The organism is Pseudomonadota bacterium (genome assembly GCA_023229365.1).
Lineage (GTDB): Bacteria > Myxococcota_A > Polyangia > JAAYKL01 > JAAYKL01 > JALNZK01.
Window position 1 is genome coordinate 32,300 of record JALNZK010000014.1, and the last position, 17,863, is coordinate 50,162.

At 39.7% G+C, this 17,863-nt stretch carries 20 protein-coding genes; 12 read left to right on the forward strand and 8 right to left on the reverse strand.

The window, feature by feature from the left end:
• Positions 1 to 1,976: 1,976 nt before the first annotated feature.
• The 8 genes from M0R80_09870 to M0R80_09905 form a co-directional block, all read right to left on the reverse strand.
• Positions 1,977 to 2,705 carry a hypothetical protein gene (locus tag M0R80_09870; GenBank protein MCK9459932.1) on the reverse strand — a complete coding sequence of 243 codons (729 nt, stop codon included), beginning with the start codon at positions 2,703 to 2,705 and terminating at the stop codon, positions 1,977 to 1,979.
• Positions 2,706 to 2,785: 80 nt separating this feature from the next.
• Complete coding sequence (locus M0R80_09875) at positions 2,786 to 3,034, reverse strand: hypothetical protein (GenBank protein ID MCK9459933.1); 249 nt, start codon at positions 3,032 to 3,034, stop codon at positions 2,786 to 2,788.
• Between the two features lie 391 nt (positions 3,035 to 3,425).
• Complete coding sequence (locus M0R80_09880; protein ID MCK9459934.1) at positions 3,426 to 3,866, reverse strand: hypothetical protein; 441 nt, start codon at positions 3,864 to 3,866, stop codon at positions 3,426 to 3,428.
• 64 nt (positions 3,867 to 3,930) lie between these two features.
• Positions 3,931 to 4,287 carry a hypothetical protein gene (locus tag M0R80_09885; protein MCK9459935.1) on the reverse strand — a complete coding sequence of 119 codons (357 nt, stop codon included), beginning with the start codon at positions 4,285 to 4,287 and terminating at the stop codon, positions 3,931 to 3,933.
• A 250-nt stretch (positions 4,288 to 4,537) separates the two neighbouring features.
• Positions 4,538 to 4,981, reverse strand: a complete 444-nt coding sequence (locus M0R80_09890) for a DUF2637 domain-containing protein (GenBank protein MCK9459936.1) — start codon at positions 4,979 to 4,981, stop codon at positions 4,538 to 4,540.
• Positions 4,982 to 5,047: 66 nt separating this feature from the next.
• A complete protein-coding gene (locus M0R80_09895) occupies positions 5,048 to 5,461 on the reverse strand; it encodes a hypothetical protein (protein MCK9459937.1) in 414 nt (137 codons plus the stop codon).
• A gap of 478 nt (positions 5,462 to 5,939) precedes the next feature.
• On the reverse strand, positions 5,940 to 6,158 hold the full coding sequence (locus tag M0R80_09900; GenBank protein ID MCK9459938.1) for a hypothetical protein: 219 nt from the start codon (positions 6,156 to 6,158) through the stop codon (positions 5,940 to 5,942).
• Positions 6,159 to 6,187: 29 nt separating this feature from the next.
• The gene (locus M0R80_09905; protein ID MCK9459939.1) at positions 6,188 to 6,475 is read right to left on the reverse strand and encodes a hypothetical protein; all 288 of its coding nucleotides are present in this window, start codon (positions 6,473 to 6,475) and stop codon (positions 6,188 to 6,190) included.
• Between the two features lie 939 nt (positions 6,476 to 7,414).
• On the opposite strand from M0R80_09905, the gene M0R80_09910 reads away from it, so the two are divergent.
• The 12 genes from M0R80_09910 (at position 7,415) to M0R80_09965 (ending at position 17,767) form a co-directional block, all read left to right on the forward strand.
• On the forward strand, positions 7,415 to 8,059 hold the full coding sequence (locus M0R80_09910) for a hypothetical protein (protein MCK9459940.1): 645 nt from the start codon (positions 7,415 to 7,417) through the stop codon (positions 8,057 to 8,059).
• A gap of 190 nt (positions 8,060 to 8,249) precedes the next feature.
• Positions 8,250 to 8,765 carry a hypothetical protein gene (locus M0R80_09915; protein ID MCK9459941.1) on the forward strand — a complete coding sequence of 172 codons (516 nt, stop codon included), beginning with the start codon at positions 8,250 to 8,252 and terminating at the stop codon, positions 8,763 to 8,765.
• 6 nt (positions 8,766 to 8,771) lie between these two features.
• Positions 8,772 to 10,316: a hypothetical protein gene (locus tag M0R80_09920; GenBank protein MCK9459942.1), complete on the forward strand. Its 1,545-nt coding sequence runs from the start codon at positions 8,772 to 8,774 to the stop codon at positions 10,314 to 10,316.
• 330 nt (positions 10,317 to 10,646) lie between these two features.
• Positions 10,647 to 12,131 (forward strand): hypothetical protein, encoded by a 1,485-nt coding sequence (locus M0R80_09925; GenBank protein MCK9459943.1) that lies wholly within the window; start codon positions 10,647 to 10,649, stop codon positions 12,129 to 12,131.
• A 42-nt stretch (positions 12,132 to 12,173) separates the two neighbouring features.
• Positions 12,174 to 13,280, forward strand: a complete 1,107-nt coding sequence (locus M0R80_09930) for a hypothetical protein (GenBank protein MCK9459944.1) — start codon at positions 12,174 to 12,176, stop codon at positions 13,278 to 13,280.
• Between the two features lie 17 nt (positions 13,281 to 13,297).
• Positions 13,298 to 13,816 (forward strand): hypothetical protein, encoded by a 519-nt coding sequence (locus tag M0R80_09935; GenBank protein MCK9459945.1) that lies wholly within the window; start codon positions 13,298 to 13,300, stop codon positions 13,814 to 13,816.
• Positions 13,817 to 13,818: 2 nt separating this feature from the next.
• Positions 13,819 to 14,724, forward strand: coding sequence for a hypothetical protein (locus M0R80_09940; protein ID MCK9459946.1), 906 nt, complete (start codon positions 13,819 to 13,821; stop codon positions 14,722 to 14,724).
• A 13-nt stretch (positions 14,725 to 14,737) separates the two neighbouring features.
• Complete coding sequence (locus M0R80_09945; protein ID MCK9459947.1) at positions 14,738 to 15,148, forward strand: hypothetical protein; 411 nt, start codon at positions 14,738 to 14,740, stop codon at positions 15,146 to 15,148.
• Positions 15,145 to 15,765, forward strand: coding sequence for a hypothetical protein (locus tag M0R80_09950; GenBank protein MCK9459948.1), 621 nt, complete (start codon positions 15,145 to 15,147; stop codon positions 15,763 to 15,765). Before M0R80_09945 ends, M0R80_09950 begins: the two co-directional genes overlap by 4 nt.
• 2 nt (positions 15,766 to 15,767) lie before the next feature.
• Positions 15,768 to 16,148, forward strand: a complete 381-nt coding sequence (locus tag M0R80_09955) for a hypothetical protein (GenBank protein MCK9459949.1) — start codon at positions 15,768 to 15,770, stop codon at positions 16,146 to 16,148.
• Between the two features lie 6 nt (positions 16,149 to 16,154).
• On the forward strand, positions 16,155 to 17,180 hold the full coding sequence (locus M0R80_09960; GenBank protein MCK9459950.1) for a phage tail tube protein: 1,026 nt from the start codon (positions 16,155 to 16,157) through the stop codon (positions 17,178 to 17,180).
• A gap of 47 nt (positions 17,181 to 17,227) precedes the next feature.
• Positions 17,228 to 17,767, forward strand: coding sequence for a hypothetical protein (locus M0R80_09965; GenBank protein MCK9459951.1), 540 nt, complete (start codon positions 17,228 to 17,230; stop codon positions 17,765 to 17,767).
• The last annotated feature ends 96 nt before the right edge of the window (positions 17,768 to 17,863 follow it).

Sequence of the window (17,863 nt, forward strand, 5' to 3'; positions counted from 1 at the left end):
TCTATCCATAGCCACAGGACTCCCTGCACATATGAAATAGTGTATGCAGGATATGTTACGGCATTTTCCATCATGAATATATGATGAACATGGCTCATACATATGCTAATGATTGCGTTCTGTTGTATTTAATGCTGTGGTTTTCGGTAGGAGATGACGGATTTGGTGAATTGAATGGTGAATTATGAAATGCGGTGGGTGATAAGTTTTGGGGCAATTTTGAGGTTATTGTGAGATGAGTTGATGCGCTGTTTAAATATGGTTAGGGAATTGTGGCAAGTGGCTTGCCATTAGGTATTTAATTGTTTTGAATGGTGTTATATATGTATTAGGTTCAATCCTTACAACAACACTGATAAAATAGTAATAAGATTTGGTATAATTAATTCTCTTTTCAACTCAAAAATGATAATGTAATGATGTTCTGTATAATTTTTTATTTGGTTTTTACCTTATTGGGTTAATTGTCATGATAGATCATGTGGGATATGATTGGGGGATAGTTTGGGCTTTGTTTCCGGTTAATGTTTTTTGGTGGGATATACTGGGTTAATTTTTTGATTGCGGCTTAATTATGCCTGATGTATTATATGGTAACACTGCAATATAAGTAAAATGAAGGAATCGAAAAAAGGGTTATTGGCAAAAGGAGAGCATACCTTTATCCGATTGCGCCTCATTACTGCCAGGGATTCAAAATCGTTAGCCAAAACGTTAATATCAGTTTCCTTCTATTCTATCCTGACCGATAGGTTTATGTTGTGGTAATTTTGTCCGGAAATGAGGGTTAAGTGGGCGGCGAAAACACAAATATAACATGTAGTGGTACAAAAGTTGAGATTTAGTTTAAAAAATATGAAAAAAAGTTTAACACTAATTTTTTTTTAGTGTGATTTTGTTATACTTTTGAATCGGGGTTCAATTTGGCTTTAATATTAATACTTTTATTTAAATATGGTTTATTTAATGATTTATGGAGCGCACACGCATCGTGATGAAGCCGGATATCGATTTATCTACGTTGGTTTTGTAATATAGTTTGTGATGGATAAAATAGGCGCGAGTCTGGCGTGGTGTTGCGCGTGTGGAAAATGGTTGGATAGATGCTAACTCAATGTTTTTTGAGTTAAGTTAAGTTTTGTTTTCGCTTATTTGATACCGCACTTTTTTGAGAAAATTTCAATTTTTGTAGTATTTATATGTTTGGGATGATTTCGGAAAATGTAGAATCGTGATAGATTTGTGCTACTAATTCAATTTTATATTCTACTGATGATTTAAATCTGGATTGGTGAAATAAGTGAGATACGGATGCAACTAGTTGCAACTGGCAGAATGGGCTTGGATTGAAATAAGGACAGAATGGGCGTATTTTCCAGTGGAAATAGTGGGAGTGTGACGTTAATTATAGGTCGGAATGATGAATAAGCAGTGTATATGCCGTTTCTTGACTTGTCCGGACTGGTTGACAACTATTTTGGGGCTGATTTGGGCTTGGTTTTTATTTTTGATTTAAAGCCGCGCTAATGTAAAACATGGCTGGATTGGTTTAACTTATAAAGCATGGCTATTGCTGGGGTAGATTGAAGAATGCGGCTTTAGCGCGTTAGCTATCGCTATAATAATTGCGCAAACTGGTTTTTGATGAATCAGGTGGTGTTAAGTATATATACTTAACAAAATTGCAGTAACACTTATACCAATTGGTATTAGTGTAGTGTGTTAATAATTTGTGTATTTTTTTTACTGTCGTATTATTTGATTAAAAAATTGTTATCTGAAGGATCTTGTCCACTGGTATAACCTAGTGAGTGATGTGTTTACCTCCACAATCTTTTTATGTATTGAAATTAGGCTGTCAATACGACTCCTATTCATTTTTCCGTCACAATTACACTTTATTTGTGATATAATTGTGCTCGACTTCTCAAACTCCTGTTCGATCTCCTCAAACAGGTAGTCCTCTATGATTGTCCTCATTGTATAATTCCAATAAGTTTTAAATACTTGGCCTCATCGCTTTTCAGCAACTCATTGACCACTTTTGGCTTATGTTTTTGTTCTCCATAACAACGCTTACATAGCCTGCATGCACCAATACAATTGATATTTATGTCATTTTCAATTGCAAAGTCTGCTGTGAATATGTTGAATGATGCCCGCGACAGTGGATGCCTGTCGAAGTCCACATCGTTTATCATCGGGTTAGAATGAACAAACGTGTAGTTTGAGGGCATTTTGCTTTCAACTCTCTCAATTATGTCTGGATTTTTAGTCCACGATGTACATGTTGCATAGTTTACAACAGAACATATGGCAAAATCCACAAGAACATCTCGTTCGTCCTGATAATCTCCATTCCAATTAGATCTCCAAGTAAGATCATTATTTAAATGAAAGACAGGAGGATGATCATATACATCTTCCGGGGACAGATCTCGGTTGCGTTGTAGTGCCTGTCCAACAGCAGGATATATTTGATTTATCCGTGTTGCATAGCACTTTTGGCAAATACATCCTGGTATTTCGTGTCTGGGTTGACATCTGTCGGTCATCGGCCGACCAATTGCACGCTTTCCAAACATCTTCCCGGTCATCGTGCTCCAATGAACGCACCCAAGGTCATCAAAAAGTTTCTCCTTTGGGAGGATGTTATAGATGTTCTTCTTGAGAGCAACCTCTCTACTAATTATGGTTGTTTTCATTTCTTCTCCTGGGATCAGAATTAACCTCATTTCCCAAGAGAGTCCTATTTTTGGAGCAATGAACCAAAAAATAAGAGAATTTATCGATCTACTACAACTAAAGGTGCTGCCATACACGCAGCATCTTCAAATCTGTAGTGAACGACATCAGAACCAGATGTTATAAGAACAGTTTCTCCACAGTATGGACATATACTGTGAGCATTGCAGTCTGTAGTGCCATGTGCATATACCCAAAATGTTATATTATAGGCTTTTGTTATCAATCCATACTGGCAGCTTGGGCATAAAACTGCCCCGGCACCATATATTTCTATTTCTTCTTTCATGTTTTCTTCTCCAGTAGGCTCAGAATTAACCTCATTGCCAAAAGTTATTCAACAACTATACAATAGGATACAAATTGATAGTATCCATGGGATTAGAACCAAAATGGTTGTGGTGTGGTTTTTCATATAATTTGATCGTTATCCCTTAACCTTACTTGACAAGCCATAAGGTATTTCATGATCTGTTCCGATGTATCGATGTTCAATGCTTCTTCTGGCGAATTGGCCTCAACATCGGCGTAACTGTGGTAATAGATTCTAAATCTCATTTAATCAACGCTCCAGTCAAATTCATTGTCGCAGTTGTGACAGATGAAGTGGATGTAACCAGATCCACAGCTGGTGTCTTCTAGGTTCTCATCTTCTCCGCAATAAGGACATGTTAATCTAATCATATGCATCCTAGTCTTCTTAACGATGCTATCCCTGCCTTTGCCACTATTATGTGGTCTAGCAGTTCTATTCCAATAATCTTACCAGCATTGACAATCTGCTTGGTAACTTCTATGTCTGCACTGCTTGGTGTGAGACAGTTGCTTGGGTGATTATGCACAATAATTATGCTGTGTGCATTATCCATTATTGCTTCCCGGAATACCTCACGTGGGTGGACCAATGAATGATTCATCAATCCTTTGGTAATGATTCTGCACCTGATAACCTTTGAATCAGCACCAAGAGTCAGTACCAAGACGTGCTCCTGTTTTTGTCCAGATATCCTGGATACCTGCTTATATGCCAGGATATCTTCAGGAGATACAATAGTTCTCCTGCTGTCTGCCGTGTATTCTGACCTTACGGCTTCATACACAGCCTTACAGATGTTTTCCATTTCTTTTCTTCTCCAGTGGATAGGATTGATTACCTATCCAGATCCGGGAAAAATAGAAGGAGGATTATAGAGATTTAGCCCACTTCAGCAATGCAGTATAGTTATTGCCATATCTATGATCTATATTATCAGACAGACCGTATGAATCGCAGACTTCAAGTAATAATAGTTGATCCTTCATCACTTCTTTAATTGGCTCTCCACACGTCTTTGATGCATTAGACACACCTGTATACGATAAAGATGACAAATCTATGTTTCTTACTATAACTAAGTATTTGCCGTTTGATATGTTATCACAGCAATCTTGCATATTACAAAATTCAATGATCGTGTAACATGAACATCCATCGTATCTATACCATTTTCCGCCATAGTCCTTCCAGTTCACGTCTCCTGTTAGAAACTTGAATTTTTCCATTTCTTTTCTCCATACCCTAGATGCTTACTCTAGGGATGGAATCCTCTATCCGGATTGAACCGACTTCTAAAAAGTAGAGGGTTATTCTCTCATCAGATATCGATTCATTTCAGTGTCTTCAGTTCCATCATCATACTGGACCATTGCCCAGTAATGCTCCCAATCCTTGCCATATCTAGATCTTATAACTTTACCATGAAGACCGCATTTAGGAGAGAGTGTGTATTGGTTTACAACTCTCGTTCCAATCTTAATCATCTGCTTTTACCATCCTTGGCTTTCTTGATGCCGCCGGACTATGCTTCTGCTCAATCTTGATTATCATAATCAAGAATTCTAATGATGCAAAGACGGTCACCGGCGGGACCACATACATACACATGGTAAGTGGATTCTGGGTATACCAGACACTTGCCACATTGAATGCAGTCGATGCTGCTGTAGTTGCTACCACAATAGCCCACGGGAATATGGTATTCTCCTTGAGCATACTGAACCTGATAACAGTGAGGCAACCAATCACCATGAACAAGTCAAGACATAGAGGCCACAGATAGGATAGATATGATAATCCGTGTTCTAGCCCCATTATTACCAGGCTGCTGTAAGACAGGGTGAATGCAGCAATACACACTGCAATCAGTCCTACAGTGACTACATCAGCAATTCTCTTGCTGGATTTCGTTAGTTTCATTTCTTTTCCTCTAGGGATAACAGAATGTTCTGTTACCCAATCTAGGGAATTAATGTCTTAAAAAAGTTAGATTTCATTCCTAGCACTTTGGATCAATGCTTCTACATTGATCGATAATGCTATGGTCTTAATTTTCTCACAATCTTTTCGGATTGTTTTCATAGTCTTGACAGACAGTCTTGTGTTACCGAACGCTTCAGTCTTTGTGAGTAGATTCTCACAATATCTGATGTCATTGACTAGACTGTCTATTGTAATAACTCCAAGGAGATCACCACTGTTTTTCCTAGTTGTTCTCTGTCTAGATACAACTGATAATACGTGATTCTCCAGGGTATCACACAGTGCAATAGTTGTTTCTGCCAGATCTAATCCAACATTGATCTGATTTTCTAGATCGATGTGGTATTCAGTCAGAAATTCTACTGCCTTTGCAAGGTCGTCCTTTGAGACCTTAACTGAATTGAGTTCTGCTGCCATTTCTTTCTCCATCCAAGTTACTGCCTGGTGCAGGCATATCAGTCATACATGGGCTGACATGCTATCTGCCCGTTAAAAAATTAGAGTGATAAGGTCTACATTGTATAAAACTTATCAATTACTTTCCATGCTTTCCTTCTATTGCCGTGTTTTGTATAGAATTCTACCAAGTCGATTGAATGACCGATAAATTCTTTAAACCTATCATTTTCTGGTAGCAAAGCGTACATATTCCGTAGATATGCAACCTCTGTTTCTAGTTTTCTTCTCATTACTTCTCCAAAAATAAGGGTTAGTAATCGTCTTCTTCACAAAGACGACGATCTCTTTCTACTTCATAGCAATGGTCCTCATAACCGGACCAAAAGATGTCTAATATCTCTCCATCAGACATCCTTTCGTATTCTTCTCGCTTTTCGTCGGTATCTGCATTATCTGCAAGATACTCTCGATACTCGTCTACATTGCAGTTAATCGTTTACTTCACCTCAAGCTGTTGTCTTGCATACTCAAGTGCAATCTTTGCGTTGTCAATCTTACTCTTGAAGTCAGCAATATCACTGATATCACCGTGTATGTCCATACTTCCCCCTTTACCAGGAGTGCCAATCCTAAGCACATCCTGTTGCTTGACAAGTGTGGATTGTGATCCATGCACCTGTATTTCTCGGTCTTCCATTTTCTTCTCCAGGGACATCAGTCTAGCATGCTGATGTCCTATCTGTGTTAAAAATGGGTTGATTTAACCCATTTGCCTTCTATTACAAAGTCTAATGAGTGCTGTTCTACTATCTTCTCTATAGTAAGATGGATGCCATTGTATGACACCACATCTGCAAGCTTAAGCCTTCTTGAGGCTTCCTTGATTGTTACAGGCTTAACAAGCACTATATCGTTGAGCTTCTTTGAAATGCTGTATTCTACATACTGTTGCTTCACAGCAAGTTTGCTATGAAACTTGACTGCTGCTTTCTTTGAGGATACAATCATATACCCCTTCAAGTTTCCATTCATTTCTTTCTTTTCTCCAGGGATAGCAGGTTGTCATCTGCTACCCTATCTGGGTTAAAAAGGATTAGATGTTAGGCACAAAGTGCCTTCCATCTATGCTGCACCCTAATGGGTGTGTGCATGTCATTAGACCCGCCGCACAGCAACCAGTGCTTTTGCCGCAGTGATACCCACACGATCTTGTGTCGTACGCCGGCCCATGCCAGTAACACATAAAACATGGGTTCGTAAATTTATCACCGCATGGTGCTACATACACCATGTCGAACTTCTTTTCTGTTTTCATTTATTTTTCTCCAGGCATGACAGATTGATTCTGCCATGCTATCTGGGAAACGATGAGAGTTAGGTGTGTACTAACTCCCTGACTATTTTACCCACAGTGCGATACTGTAGGTAAACGTCTAGCCAGGTGTTACCCTGACAGTATTCTACCTTCTTGCCACCGTTAAACATCTCTATGGTTACTCTCCACACAGAGGTGCTACATGATGCTAAGTAAGCATCTAAAACCAACTGCTTCATTTAATCAGCCCAATACATCCCACCCATAATGCTATGTTCATCAATACCATGTTGAGTGCAAATAACCACTCAATCTTAAGATTGTATTCTCGTCTTGTCATGTTGTTCTCCAGTGATACTCTGGCTATATGAATGGAAGAAAAAAAGCATCTATATAGCCTCATAATATCACAAATCATCCTCACCTTCTACCCGGATAAAAAAAAATTTCACTAAATCTACCAATTATTATAAAAAACAAAACATATATATCGTTATTATATATTGCAGTCGAGTTTATCACCTATCTTACCCACATTATGTTATGGGATGTAAAAAGCCGAAAAGGCCGAAGAAATAATTTCTTGATATTATCACTATTTTTGCCGGGGTTTCGTTACGCAATCATTATAATGCTGGACATCCATACATTCGTGTATGACGTTCAAATACGGCAATAGTTACATGGGGATAACTGACGTGTCTATTGAGACCAGAGCGAGAGAACCATGGACTTTGAAGTTTGGTGGTGCAATTAGACCGGAGTTTATGGAGTTATTGCGGAATGAATTAATTCCGGACGGTGTCCATCCTGCATATTCTGTGAGTAGATTTCATGTTCCTAAAGGTAGATTTTCAAGTATATTTATGGATTTTATTCCCCAAAATTATGCGACTTTTTACCTAGAGAGGGAAATATTAGATCAAAACCTTATACTATTAGGCAAAAGTATTGATTTTCCAAGAGATCATGTCATGCCAGTTCTTGCTCCAGGATATTATACTTCTGTCGTTATAAATGGCAACAAATGTGAGGCAAAACACATGTCAATATTATTTGATCAGATCGGCAACATTGGCGCTGATGCCATTGCAACGATGGGAACAATCTGTATTACTGGGGGCGACCTTGTGGAATTTGACGGAGAGATCCCCTTAACCATAGACCTAAAATTTGTAGACAATTCGCGTTCCAACATTGCATTTGTGGTATCCAAACGGAACAAATATACCACCGGTGGCGTAATATCCCGAATTGTGTATAATATTGTCAGGATTGAAAACATTTCGCGTGTAGTTTAAATCAATTATCTGCAATTATCTGCAAAGTTTGCAGGTTGCTTATTTTTTATCCCGATACAACATTTGTCAATATTGCATGGTAATGGTTTTCTTTGTAAGCGAAATCATTCATGAGACTCCCAATGTATTTTGGCAGTTGCGTGGTGTGTCGGGTTGCGTTATTTAAACATTGAACCACAAATACTGTCTCATGCCATATGATGAGAACTGTCCATTGTGTCGAAGTCCTATCCAGGCGGATGCATGGAGCAGGCTTATTTTATCGAATGAAAAGTCTTCTATGGAGTGTGCTAAAGAATTTGACATATCTGTGGAAGAAGTAAATGAACACATATACAAACATTCATCTGGATTGGATGCCGACGGCGACCCTAATACACCAGAACATCTAAAGAATAAGCTGCTTAGATTTTCTCATATTTGTGAGATCTGGATGGATGAAATGATAGTGAGTAAGGAACTAGATCCGTCGAAGTTAGACAAGGTGCTTAAACTGATGGATGTAATTGAGAAGCAACTGGTGTCCAGGGCACAAATAGCAGGCATAATTAAGAAAGATGCTCCACAAATACAGATAACAAATGTCCAAAATAATATTGATAATTTGACTAATGTTATTATGATGAAATTATGTCCGGAATGCAAGAAAATTGCAATTGCTGAAATGGAAGGGTTTGTATACGGAGAACAGAAACTTCTGGCGTGATAGGTCTTGACAAAATCCAAAAAAGAGTTTAATGAGTTTAAGATAAAGCCCGGGGAGACTTTAGACGGGAAAGATCTGATCCGGTTTAAGTTGGATTTGATTAAGGGGAAATCAGATCCGGTTTGGGCGGTCCAAAATATTTTGGGATTTGGAGATCTGTTCCCCTGGCAGGAAGAATACCTGAGATTGTTTTACCGGAATATTTATGATGCCAGTTTAATGCCGATAAGAGATGCATATCTATCAGCGGGCCAGCGTAGTGGAAAAACTATGTGGGCTGCAATGATTGGGTCATATGACTTTTTTAACGTGGTGACTATTCCAGAACCACAAAAGTTCTTCGGGGTTAAAAATTCACAGAAGCTTTTTGCCACCTGCATGAGTACCAGCGGGAAGCTTGCGGAGGATGGAATTTATGCGCACATGCTAAATGCCATTGAAGCAAGCGAATGGATGAATCAGTGGTTTGACATAAGATCTGTGACCTCTCCTATACCCCAAATCAGTGTTGATGATAAACAAGTGTATGCCCAGGTATTAGGTTCCTGGATGAATACAGCAGTTGGCAGGACCAACTTCTGCGTATTGCTGGACGAAATAGATTATTTTGAGGAATCTACTTCTAAACGGTCTGGAATGGAGGTATATTCCAGGATGACAAAATCCAGGGACACCTTAAGAGAATGGGGGCATCTGGTTGCAATTTCGTCTCCAAAGTCTATATCCGGTCCAATTTTGTCATTGGTAAGAGTAGCACAAAAACGTATTGAGGAATTTGGCATAAATGGAACCGACACAATTGGATTTAATAAGCCCGTATGGGAACTAAATCCAGATCCGTTCTTTTCATTCCCGGAATTATGTAAGCGATATGCCCATGATATGATTGCGATGTGGAGAGACTTTGGATGCAAACCCGAAATGGCAGGTGGCATGCAGTTTCCTGAAGGCATATTCATGGATGAGACCCTGACTAACATATTAAAGGAAAAGGTCCGTCCGAAGTTTCAATACCCCCATGTCATGTACATAGATCCGGCTGCAAGATCAGATAAATTTGGGATATCCGTTGGCTGTAGGGTGCCATTTAAAGGAATGGTGGTAGACGGCACAACATATTTTAAGAAGAAAACGGGCGACCCGTTTATCATGCCGTCTGATGTCTGGGACTTTATAAATGAAGCAATCCCAAGATGTAATGTCCGATACTTTTGCTTTGATACCTGGATGTTCACTGAAATCCTGGAGCGAGTCTGGAAAAAGCATGGAATTAAGCCAGAACAGCATTTCGTGACTAAATCCGATTATGATACCTGGAGGTCCTATCAAAGCCCTAACGCACCACACCCGATGCGATTGTGCTACGATAAAGAACTAAAGGACGAAGCCGATCAGCTCATAGTTAAGGAAGGCAAACGCGGACATGTGGTAGATCATGCCTGGAACCAGTATAAAGATCAGTCGGATACTGTGGCAGGCGTCTGCTGGTTCCTAACGAATTTTGAGGTCGAATCAACTGTAGTGCCGTATATCGGGCTTCAAATAATTTAAAAGAGATTGACAGGGGACCACTCTTATAGACCCTGTCTATACAGAGTAAGTTGGGTTGATATTTAAGTTGATTGATTTGAATCCTGGAGCAACTTGTGTCTTGAATGTAGATTCGCCGCGAATCATTAGGTAATAAGAATAGAACACAAATCAACCACTAATTGCGCAAATGATCTTGCTTAAACAGAAGAAAGGAAATTGATTTCTCCTGCTTGGTTTGTTTGTGGAAATAAGTATAAGATGTCTTGTAACTTAAGGGTTGCTAAATTATCTCAACGGTTACGATTGTGCTCCAACATCTATATCAGTTCTTGTGTTTAATATTTGGATATGGGACTGATTAAACATATACGAGAGGTGTTTTCGGGATTTGCAAGGGTTAGACAGGCACCTGGTGGAAGTGTGGGTGCCAGAATGCAATCCAATTCTTTTGTAAATTTTGTAATTAATTTGTTTTCTGATTGGGATACGAAACAAGAAGAAGAAATTTTCCAGGATATGTATTGCTATGATGATGCTGTAGGAGGTGGGATAGATAGAGTTTCCACGATGTGTGGACAGGCATTTATAGGGTTTGAAGCATGTTCGAATGAAGAAATGTTTACTGATGGACCTCCACCGGATAAGAAAAAGTTAGATGAGATGGTTAGAAGAGCAAATTATCTCAAAATTAAGAATGATTTGTCTTCGGTTGCAGCTACATACGGTGGGGTGCTGTCGATGTATGGATTACTGGTGCTTCACGAAGATCCAGGAACGTATGATATCGATATTTTGCCAAATAGTTTAATTACGTTTCTTGATTATGAAAGCAGAATAACAACTCCTCCTACCGATATAAAGAAACAGGTTATTACAAAGGCAAATATAGTTTGTGTCAATGAACCGGTGCCAGACTTAATGGACAAATATCCGGTGTCTGAATGCTATATTGTTAAGATGCGGGATATTCCGTTATGGGCAAAAGATAGATTATGCAGGCTGACATATGGATTGTATCCGGTTAGTCCATTGCAGCGTGCTATTATTCCAGTTTGGCAAAAATCAATTATTATTGCCATTGATGCAATGTGGAGATGGGCAAATGTTCCCAGGGATCACCATAAGTTGAATTCTGAGATGTTTAGCCTGGATAAATTTCCTGGGTCTGATATGGACAGCGTTGTGGATCAGTCGATAAAGGCAGCAGATAAGGTTATAAAAGCATATGCTGCTGAAGTTAGTGCAAAGGCACCTGATCAGGGATATGTTACATTAGATACAGTGACTATTGAGCCGTTGGAGCATGCAAACGCCGGATATATGGCACCAAATGATTTGTTGACACAGATCTCTGATCAGGTATGGGGTGCAATTGCGATACCTAAGAGCATTGTTACTGGGGTTTCCGGCAATAGTTATGCTAGTGAGCTTACCATTGCAAACTACACCAACACTATGATTTTGCATTTGGCTGGAAGGGCAACAATACCAATACTGGAAAATATGAAAAAAAGGCTTCAGGCATATAACAAAGGGTATCCTGTTGATTATTTAAAGGTTAAATTGGAGTTTAAGCTTGCTACAACTGAGTTGGATGAGATTAAGAGAGGTGCTGCAATGGCATCTACAAATTGTTATACGATCGATGAATGTAGGAATGAGACCGGACATTCACATTTAGATCCAAAGGATTATGATAAGATGCCTGGTGCTGTAAATGCGGCAAGTAGTATGAAGAATGAGATGAACTATCCGGATACACCACAGAGTGCAAATCAGAGACCTACTGTTGCAGGTATGAGCAAGGCTGAAAAGTCTGTCAGCGCAACGTAATTACCCATTTCTTTTTTATCATGGAAATTTCATAGCCTAATTATGGTATTCCAGTGGAAACAGGAAGACGTTTTGCTTTCTGAAGGCGATGTTGTCAAAGCTGGTACTTGGCACGGAAACAATGTCGTTGATAATAAGCCATATGTCTCTACTTTCACTAATTCTGATGTAAGGAAGATCTATGACAGAATTCCAAAGGGATTAATTCCGATTTATGTAGATCTGCATGGCAGGAGAGGAGATCGGAGTGAACCCGATGGATATGCAATGAGCTTTGGAATATCAGAAGACAGCAGTAAAATTGCCCATAAAGGATTTGTGTATAATTTGGATGCGCAAAAGGCAATTGTAAGCGGGGATAACGAGTGCTCTCCAGAATTTAGTACATTAATTGATTCAAAAGGAAATGCTGATAGAACTCTTACTGCACTTTGTTATATTCCCAATTCTGCGATGAAAAATGATGTGAATTTTATGTTCGAAAAATTTGAAGAAGCTCCAGAAAAAGGGGCAGACAAGACAGATGGAAATGCTGGAAATATTTCCGGACAAGATCAGAAAAAGGAGTCTGGAAATGATGCTAAGGATAAGTTTGCCGGGTTGTTCGACGGGGGAAAGAAGGCAGAACAAGCACCGGTAGAGGTAGATTATAATAAGATTGTTAGTATGACAATAGATGCATTAAAGCCGTTTCTTACCGCTGGAGGGAATACTACTCCTGGTGTTTCTGATGGTGGTAAGAAGGAGGAATCTAAAGGCGGTGATAATGTAGATAAGAAGACTATAAAGCAAGATGGGGGTTCTGATCCGGGAGTAGATGCTTTAAAAAGCAGACTTGATGAACAGGGCGCCATGCTTGATGGTATGATGGACGAAAAGATCGAGGCCCTTGTAAATCAGATTAAAGGGTTTGGTGTGTCCGATCCAATGTCATTGATTCCGGCTGGAGCTTCGAAGAAGGGCACTATTGAGTTTCTGACCAAAACAAAGGATCTTAGACTGGATTTGATCAAGTTAAACGGTGTTCCACAGAATCTTGGTGGTGGTGAATCTTCGAAAGCTTCTAGGATGGAATTTGAGAAAACTATGACAGAACTTGGGTTTGGAGACAAACATTATACGGAAATGTTTCCGGAAATGTATCAGTGAGGTTGTAAATTATGGTGATGCCAATAAGCAACGATCAGCAGATCAGTACTGGTGGAACTCTGCAAGATGCTCCAAGGAGGATGTATTTTGTAGACTCTGCTGTGTATTGGCCTGGAACAGCAGTGACGTTTAAAACAAGCGAGGTTGATGAAAACGGAGATCCTTATGTGACACTTGCAGATAAAAATGATGTGCCTGTGGGGTTTGCATATCTGTCTACGGTAGATCCGAGGATACCATATGAATATCAGACTTCGAGTAGTTATCAGAGCGATGTCCCATGTTCTGTAAATAGATATGAAAGAGGGCAGAGAATATCAGTTCCGCTTTGTGCCGGACATGCAGCAATTGCGATAGGAGAAAAAGTTGCAATTTATGCAAACGGTGAGCATGATAAACTGTCTGCTGTTTCTGGTGCAACCTGGTCTATTGGGTATGCATTGAGGGCGATTGATGCAAACACTGATAGCTTGGGGACTGCTGGACTTGATGCTGACTTTATGCTTATCTGGGTTGATGTCCAGAAGGAGAGCTAATTATGGTGCTTAAATTTGGTGCGTTAACTTCTGATAAGGACGCAATGAAAAAAGACATTGTTAAGCGGATTTTATATACCGAAGCTGAAACAATGCTTGAAATGGGCAGAGCTGTTGTAGTTCAGGGAATAGATCAGCTGAGTTATGGGATGACATTTCCCACGGTTGAGAGGCTTGATCCTCAACAGGTAACAGAAGGAACAATTGCTGATTACCAGAAACTTAGCTGGGCAGAGTTTTATGGGAGCATGAAAAAGTTCCAGGATATCATTCTGACGACTGATGAAGCAAATGCCAGAAACCAGATGAATATCCAGATGCCATATACCATGACTGCAATTGCAAGAGGTCTGGCATGGGCAAAAGATAAGGAGATAAAGACCGTTGTAAAAGCTGCTGCTGGAAAGACGGTTAGTGTGTCTGCTTATTGGGATGACCCGGTTTCGAGCAACTTGCCTAAGGATATTGCTGAAGCTATGGCATTTGCTCTTTCGACTACCTATATGAATGTGGTTGATTTAAAAGGTGGAATATTGTTTTATCCTGCTGAGCTTTGGGCATTTATGAATCAGCCTGCAAGACCAAACGAATATACCATGCTTGGTATGAGTCCTATTGAATGGGTTCAGCAGAAATATGGAGTCACATTTATTCCAACCAGGCAACTTGACGCAGAAGCAATGTTGGTATTTCCAGGACAGTGGACTGCACTTCATATGATATATATGGGTGGAGATATTCCGCTTGTTGAGTATGCAAGAGAGTACGGAACCGGTAACAAGTTCTATGTAACTCAGATGTACTCGACTCTTGCTATGCCGAATAGCACTACTGATAGACTTAAGAATAACCGGATTATTTTGTTAAGTGGCGTATGTCAGACTAGAGCTACAAGAGCATCTAGTTAAGGAGGGATCCATTATGGATCTCTCTATTATAGTCGATCGGGTTATTGATAATTTACATGGAATAACTCAGTCATATCTTGATGAAAAATTTGTAAGGAATGACGCCAGAAGAGCTTATTCATTTGTAAACTTTTATCTGCCTGCTGATTCTGATGCTACTGATGATCAGGTTTATGATGCAGTTGAAGCATTAACTACGTTTTATTCATATGTTACATGGACAACATTGGTAGAACCAGAATTGGGATATTTACCTGCTGCAAACATGAACAAAGCAGCGATGTTGAGATCTACGGCAAAAGGTATGATTCAGATGTTGACGTCATTTCCGCTTACAGATGAGTTAACTATTGATATGAAAGTGATGTCTAAACGAACGGTATGTTGTTTTGGACTCACAAAATCTGTTGCTGATCCGATATGACAGAAATACTTAAGGTGTATGAATATGGGAATCCGGGGTTATTGGGTAGCGTGGACTATGATGATTATAGATTGGCACTTTTAATGGCCGGAGATAATCTGATATTTTTTTGGAACAACCGGGTAAAATATTATTTTAGACGGAGTGAAAATCAAAGTCTGTTTAAGAAAGGATCTAAATTTAAGCTGGTGTCGCCATCTAAATCGTCTGTGCTTCAGAATGCATTGTTGAAGCCTACAATAAACGCTAGAAATATGGGGATATTGGGGTTAAAAAATGTTGTGAAGAAAAATCCAAATGGGACTTCCGTTCAGCTTATTAAGGCGTTGTCTCATGGTGTTCCTGGAAGAGATGGGATGCATTATGATCCATTTTCTGGGGTTATGGAAAAAGGTGGAAAATGGAAAGGATTTAGCGCGGAGTATTGGAGACGATGGGATACTGTATTTACGAATAGGTGTAGGGAGGAGAGCGATAGGATTGCAGGGTATGTTGCGGATATAAAGGGAGCTGGTTATGAGGATAAGGAAGGACATGCATTTAGCAATTCTGGTGAGGTTGTTAAGGCATATCTGAATAGAGGAGTGGAAAGTACAAGATCACTTACACGGTTTTAAGTATGGAAGAAAATGTTGACGAGTATAAGAGTTTGATTGGAAAGTGTCTTAAGGACTTAGGATATAAGATATTTTATTCAAAGAAGGATAGTATGGCACCAAACGAGTGTGCCATATATTATACGGATGTAGATCTTGAACTTGAAACTACGGAGGACTATATTCAGTGGAACACACTGGTTATACAATGGGAGGAGAAAATAGATACAAATCTTAGGCTCCAGGTAAGGAGAATGGTGGAAAATGTTGAGAAGACCGTTAAGTTAAGCGGAGTGCTTCATGTATCTAGCTTTATGTTTGGGAAAGTAAAAATAATAGATTTAGGAACATCGTATAGATCCGTAATGACTGTATCGTTTAGGGAATTAGTAAGTCATGGGTGAAAATAAATGACAGATAGATTGGTTGCAATTGCAATAAATTCTACTTCTGATTATGGAGTAACCACCATCGGAACTGATATCGCCGGAACTTATTATAAGTTCAGGGGTAGTGCTGATACTGATGGGGTGAACAGGACTCCTATATCAGAAGAGAACATGGATACTATGGCACCGGGTGAAATAGACGGTGGTGGATATGCTGTTACCGGTAATATTGATGGAACACTTAGGACTGATCCTGGGACTCTTAATCTGATTAGTTGTTTCATGGGGGTTCAAGCTAGTGGAACAACCGCCGGTACTTATTATATGACGAATATCCCGCTTACCACATGCACGTTGCTTGTGTATGATGAGCAGGCAAATGATAATGCCGGGGTTGCCACATATTATACCGGTGTCGGGATGACGTCCATGGAAATAAGCTGTAAGGTAGAAGATTACGCCAAGCTTAAGTTTGCATGGATTGGAAGACGGGCTATAACAGTTCATGGGGCATTATCGGCTGCACCAACGGAACCAACCTGGACAAGTTTTCCGATGTCAGTATATTATAATGCAGTGTTGACATTTGGAGGAACTGTCTTACAGACCAAAGGAATTACTGTTAAGGCTGAGAGAAAATATGCTCAGGATTACAGGTTCTTGGGGTCACAGTTTTTGCAGGGCTTGTATATTAACGGTATGAGCAACCTTTCAGGAACTATGGATATTGGAGCTGGTGAATGGGATCTCGTAAGTCAGATCATTAATGGGTCCTCAATTGGCGGTGCTCTCGATTCAGGTCATACGGAGTTTGATGGTAGTCTGGCAAACACGATGGCCTCTGGAGAATTGAAGTTGAAGTTCTATAGGCCGGCTGGTAGCGGTGCGACAAATGGACTGCTTTTGACTGTTACGATAGCTAAATGTGTTGTTACTGATTTTAACCGGAGTGTCCAGAACCGGAATATGTGGGAAAAGACCGTGAATTGGAAAGCTGCACTACCTACAAGTGCTGATTTCAGTATTACTGTGGCAGCAGTAACATAATTACTTTTTTTCGATATATTGATATCCAGGTAATATCATTATATCTTATGGGTTTTGATAAAGAATCTGGACAGATTATCGAATGCAAAGATAATATTATGAAGGTACTTATTCCATCCACTGGAAACGTATATAAGATCCAGGAGCCTGTTGGGAATCTTGCACCTGATCATTTTATTTTGATGTCTAAAGGAGTTCCTATGGACATGCAGTTTGAGGATGAGAGAGTTCCAAAATATGAATATCCCAGGGATGAAAACGGAGATATTATCGAAGGAGCAGAGAGAATTCCAGTATTTAAGACAAATGAAGATGGGACGTTTAAGATTGATGAAGATGGAGATCCCATTCCGGTGATGACAAAGGTTAGAACGCCTAGGTGGTCTGATGCAAACTGGAGAAATTTATTCGAGGCATTTAAAGCATGGTGCGAAAATATACTGAATAAACCGGGTGCCGTGGTTGTAGAAGGACTACCGTTTGATAAGATGCCTCCTGCTGACATGTTTGGGATTTTTATGGCGCTATACAACAGGTGTAATAGTGGCGTTACGCCCTTTCGGTTACTTGTCGGTGATGGCGTCTAAAGAGAAAGGACAAGAACAGAAACGAGTAAACAGTCTGATGGATAGCCTCAATGATATAGGTGAGCGATATCATATAAGGCCAACTTCTATTTTTGG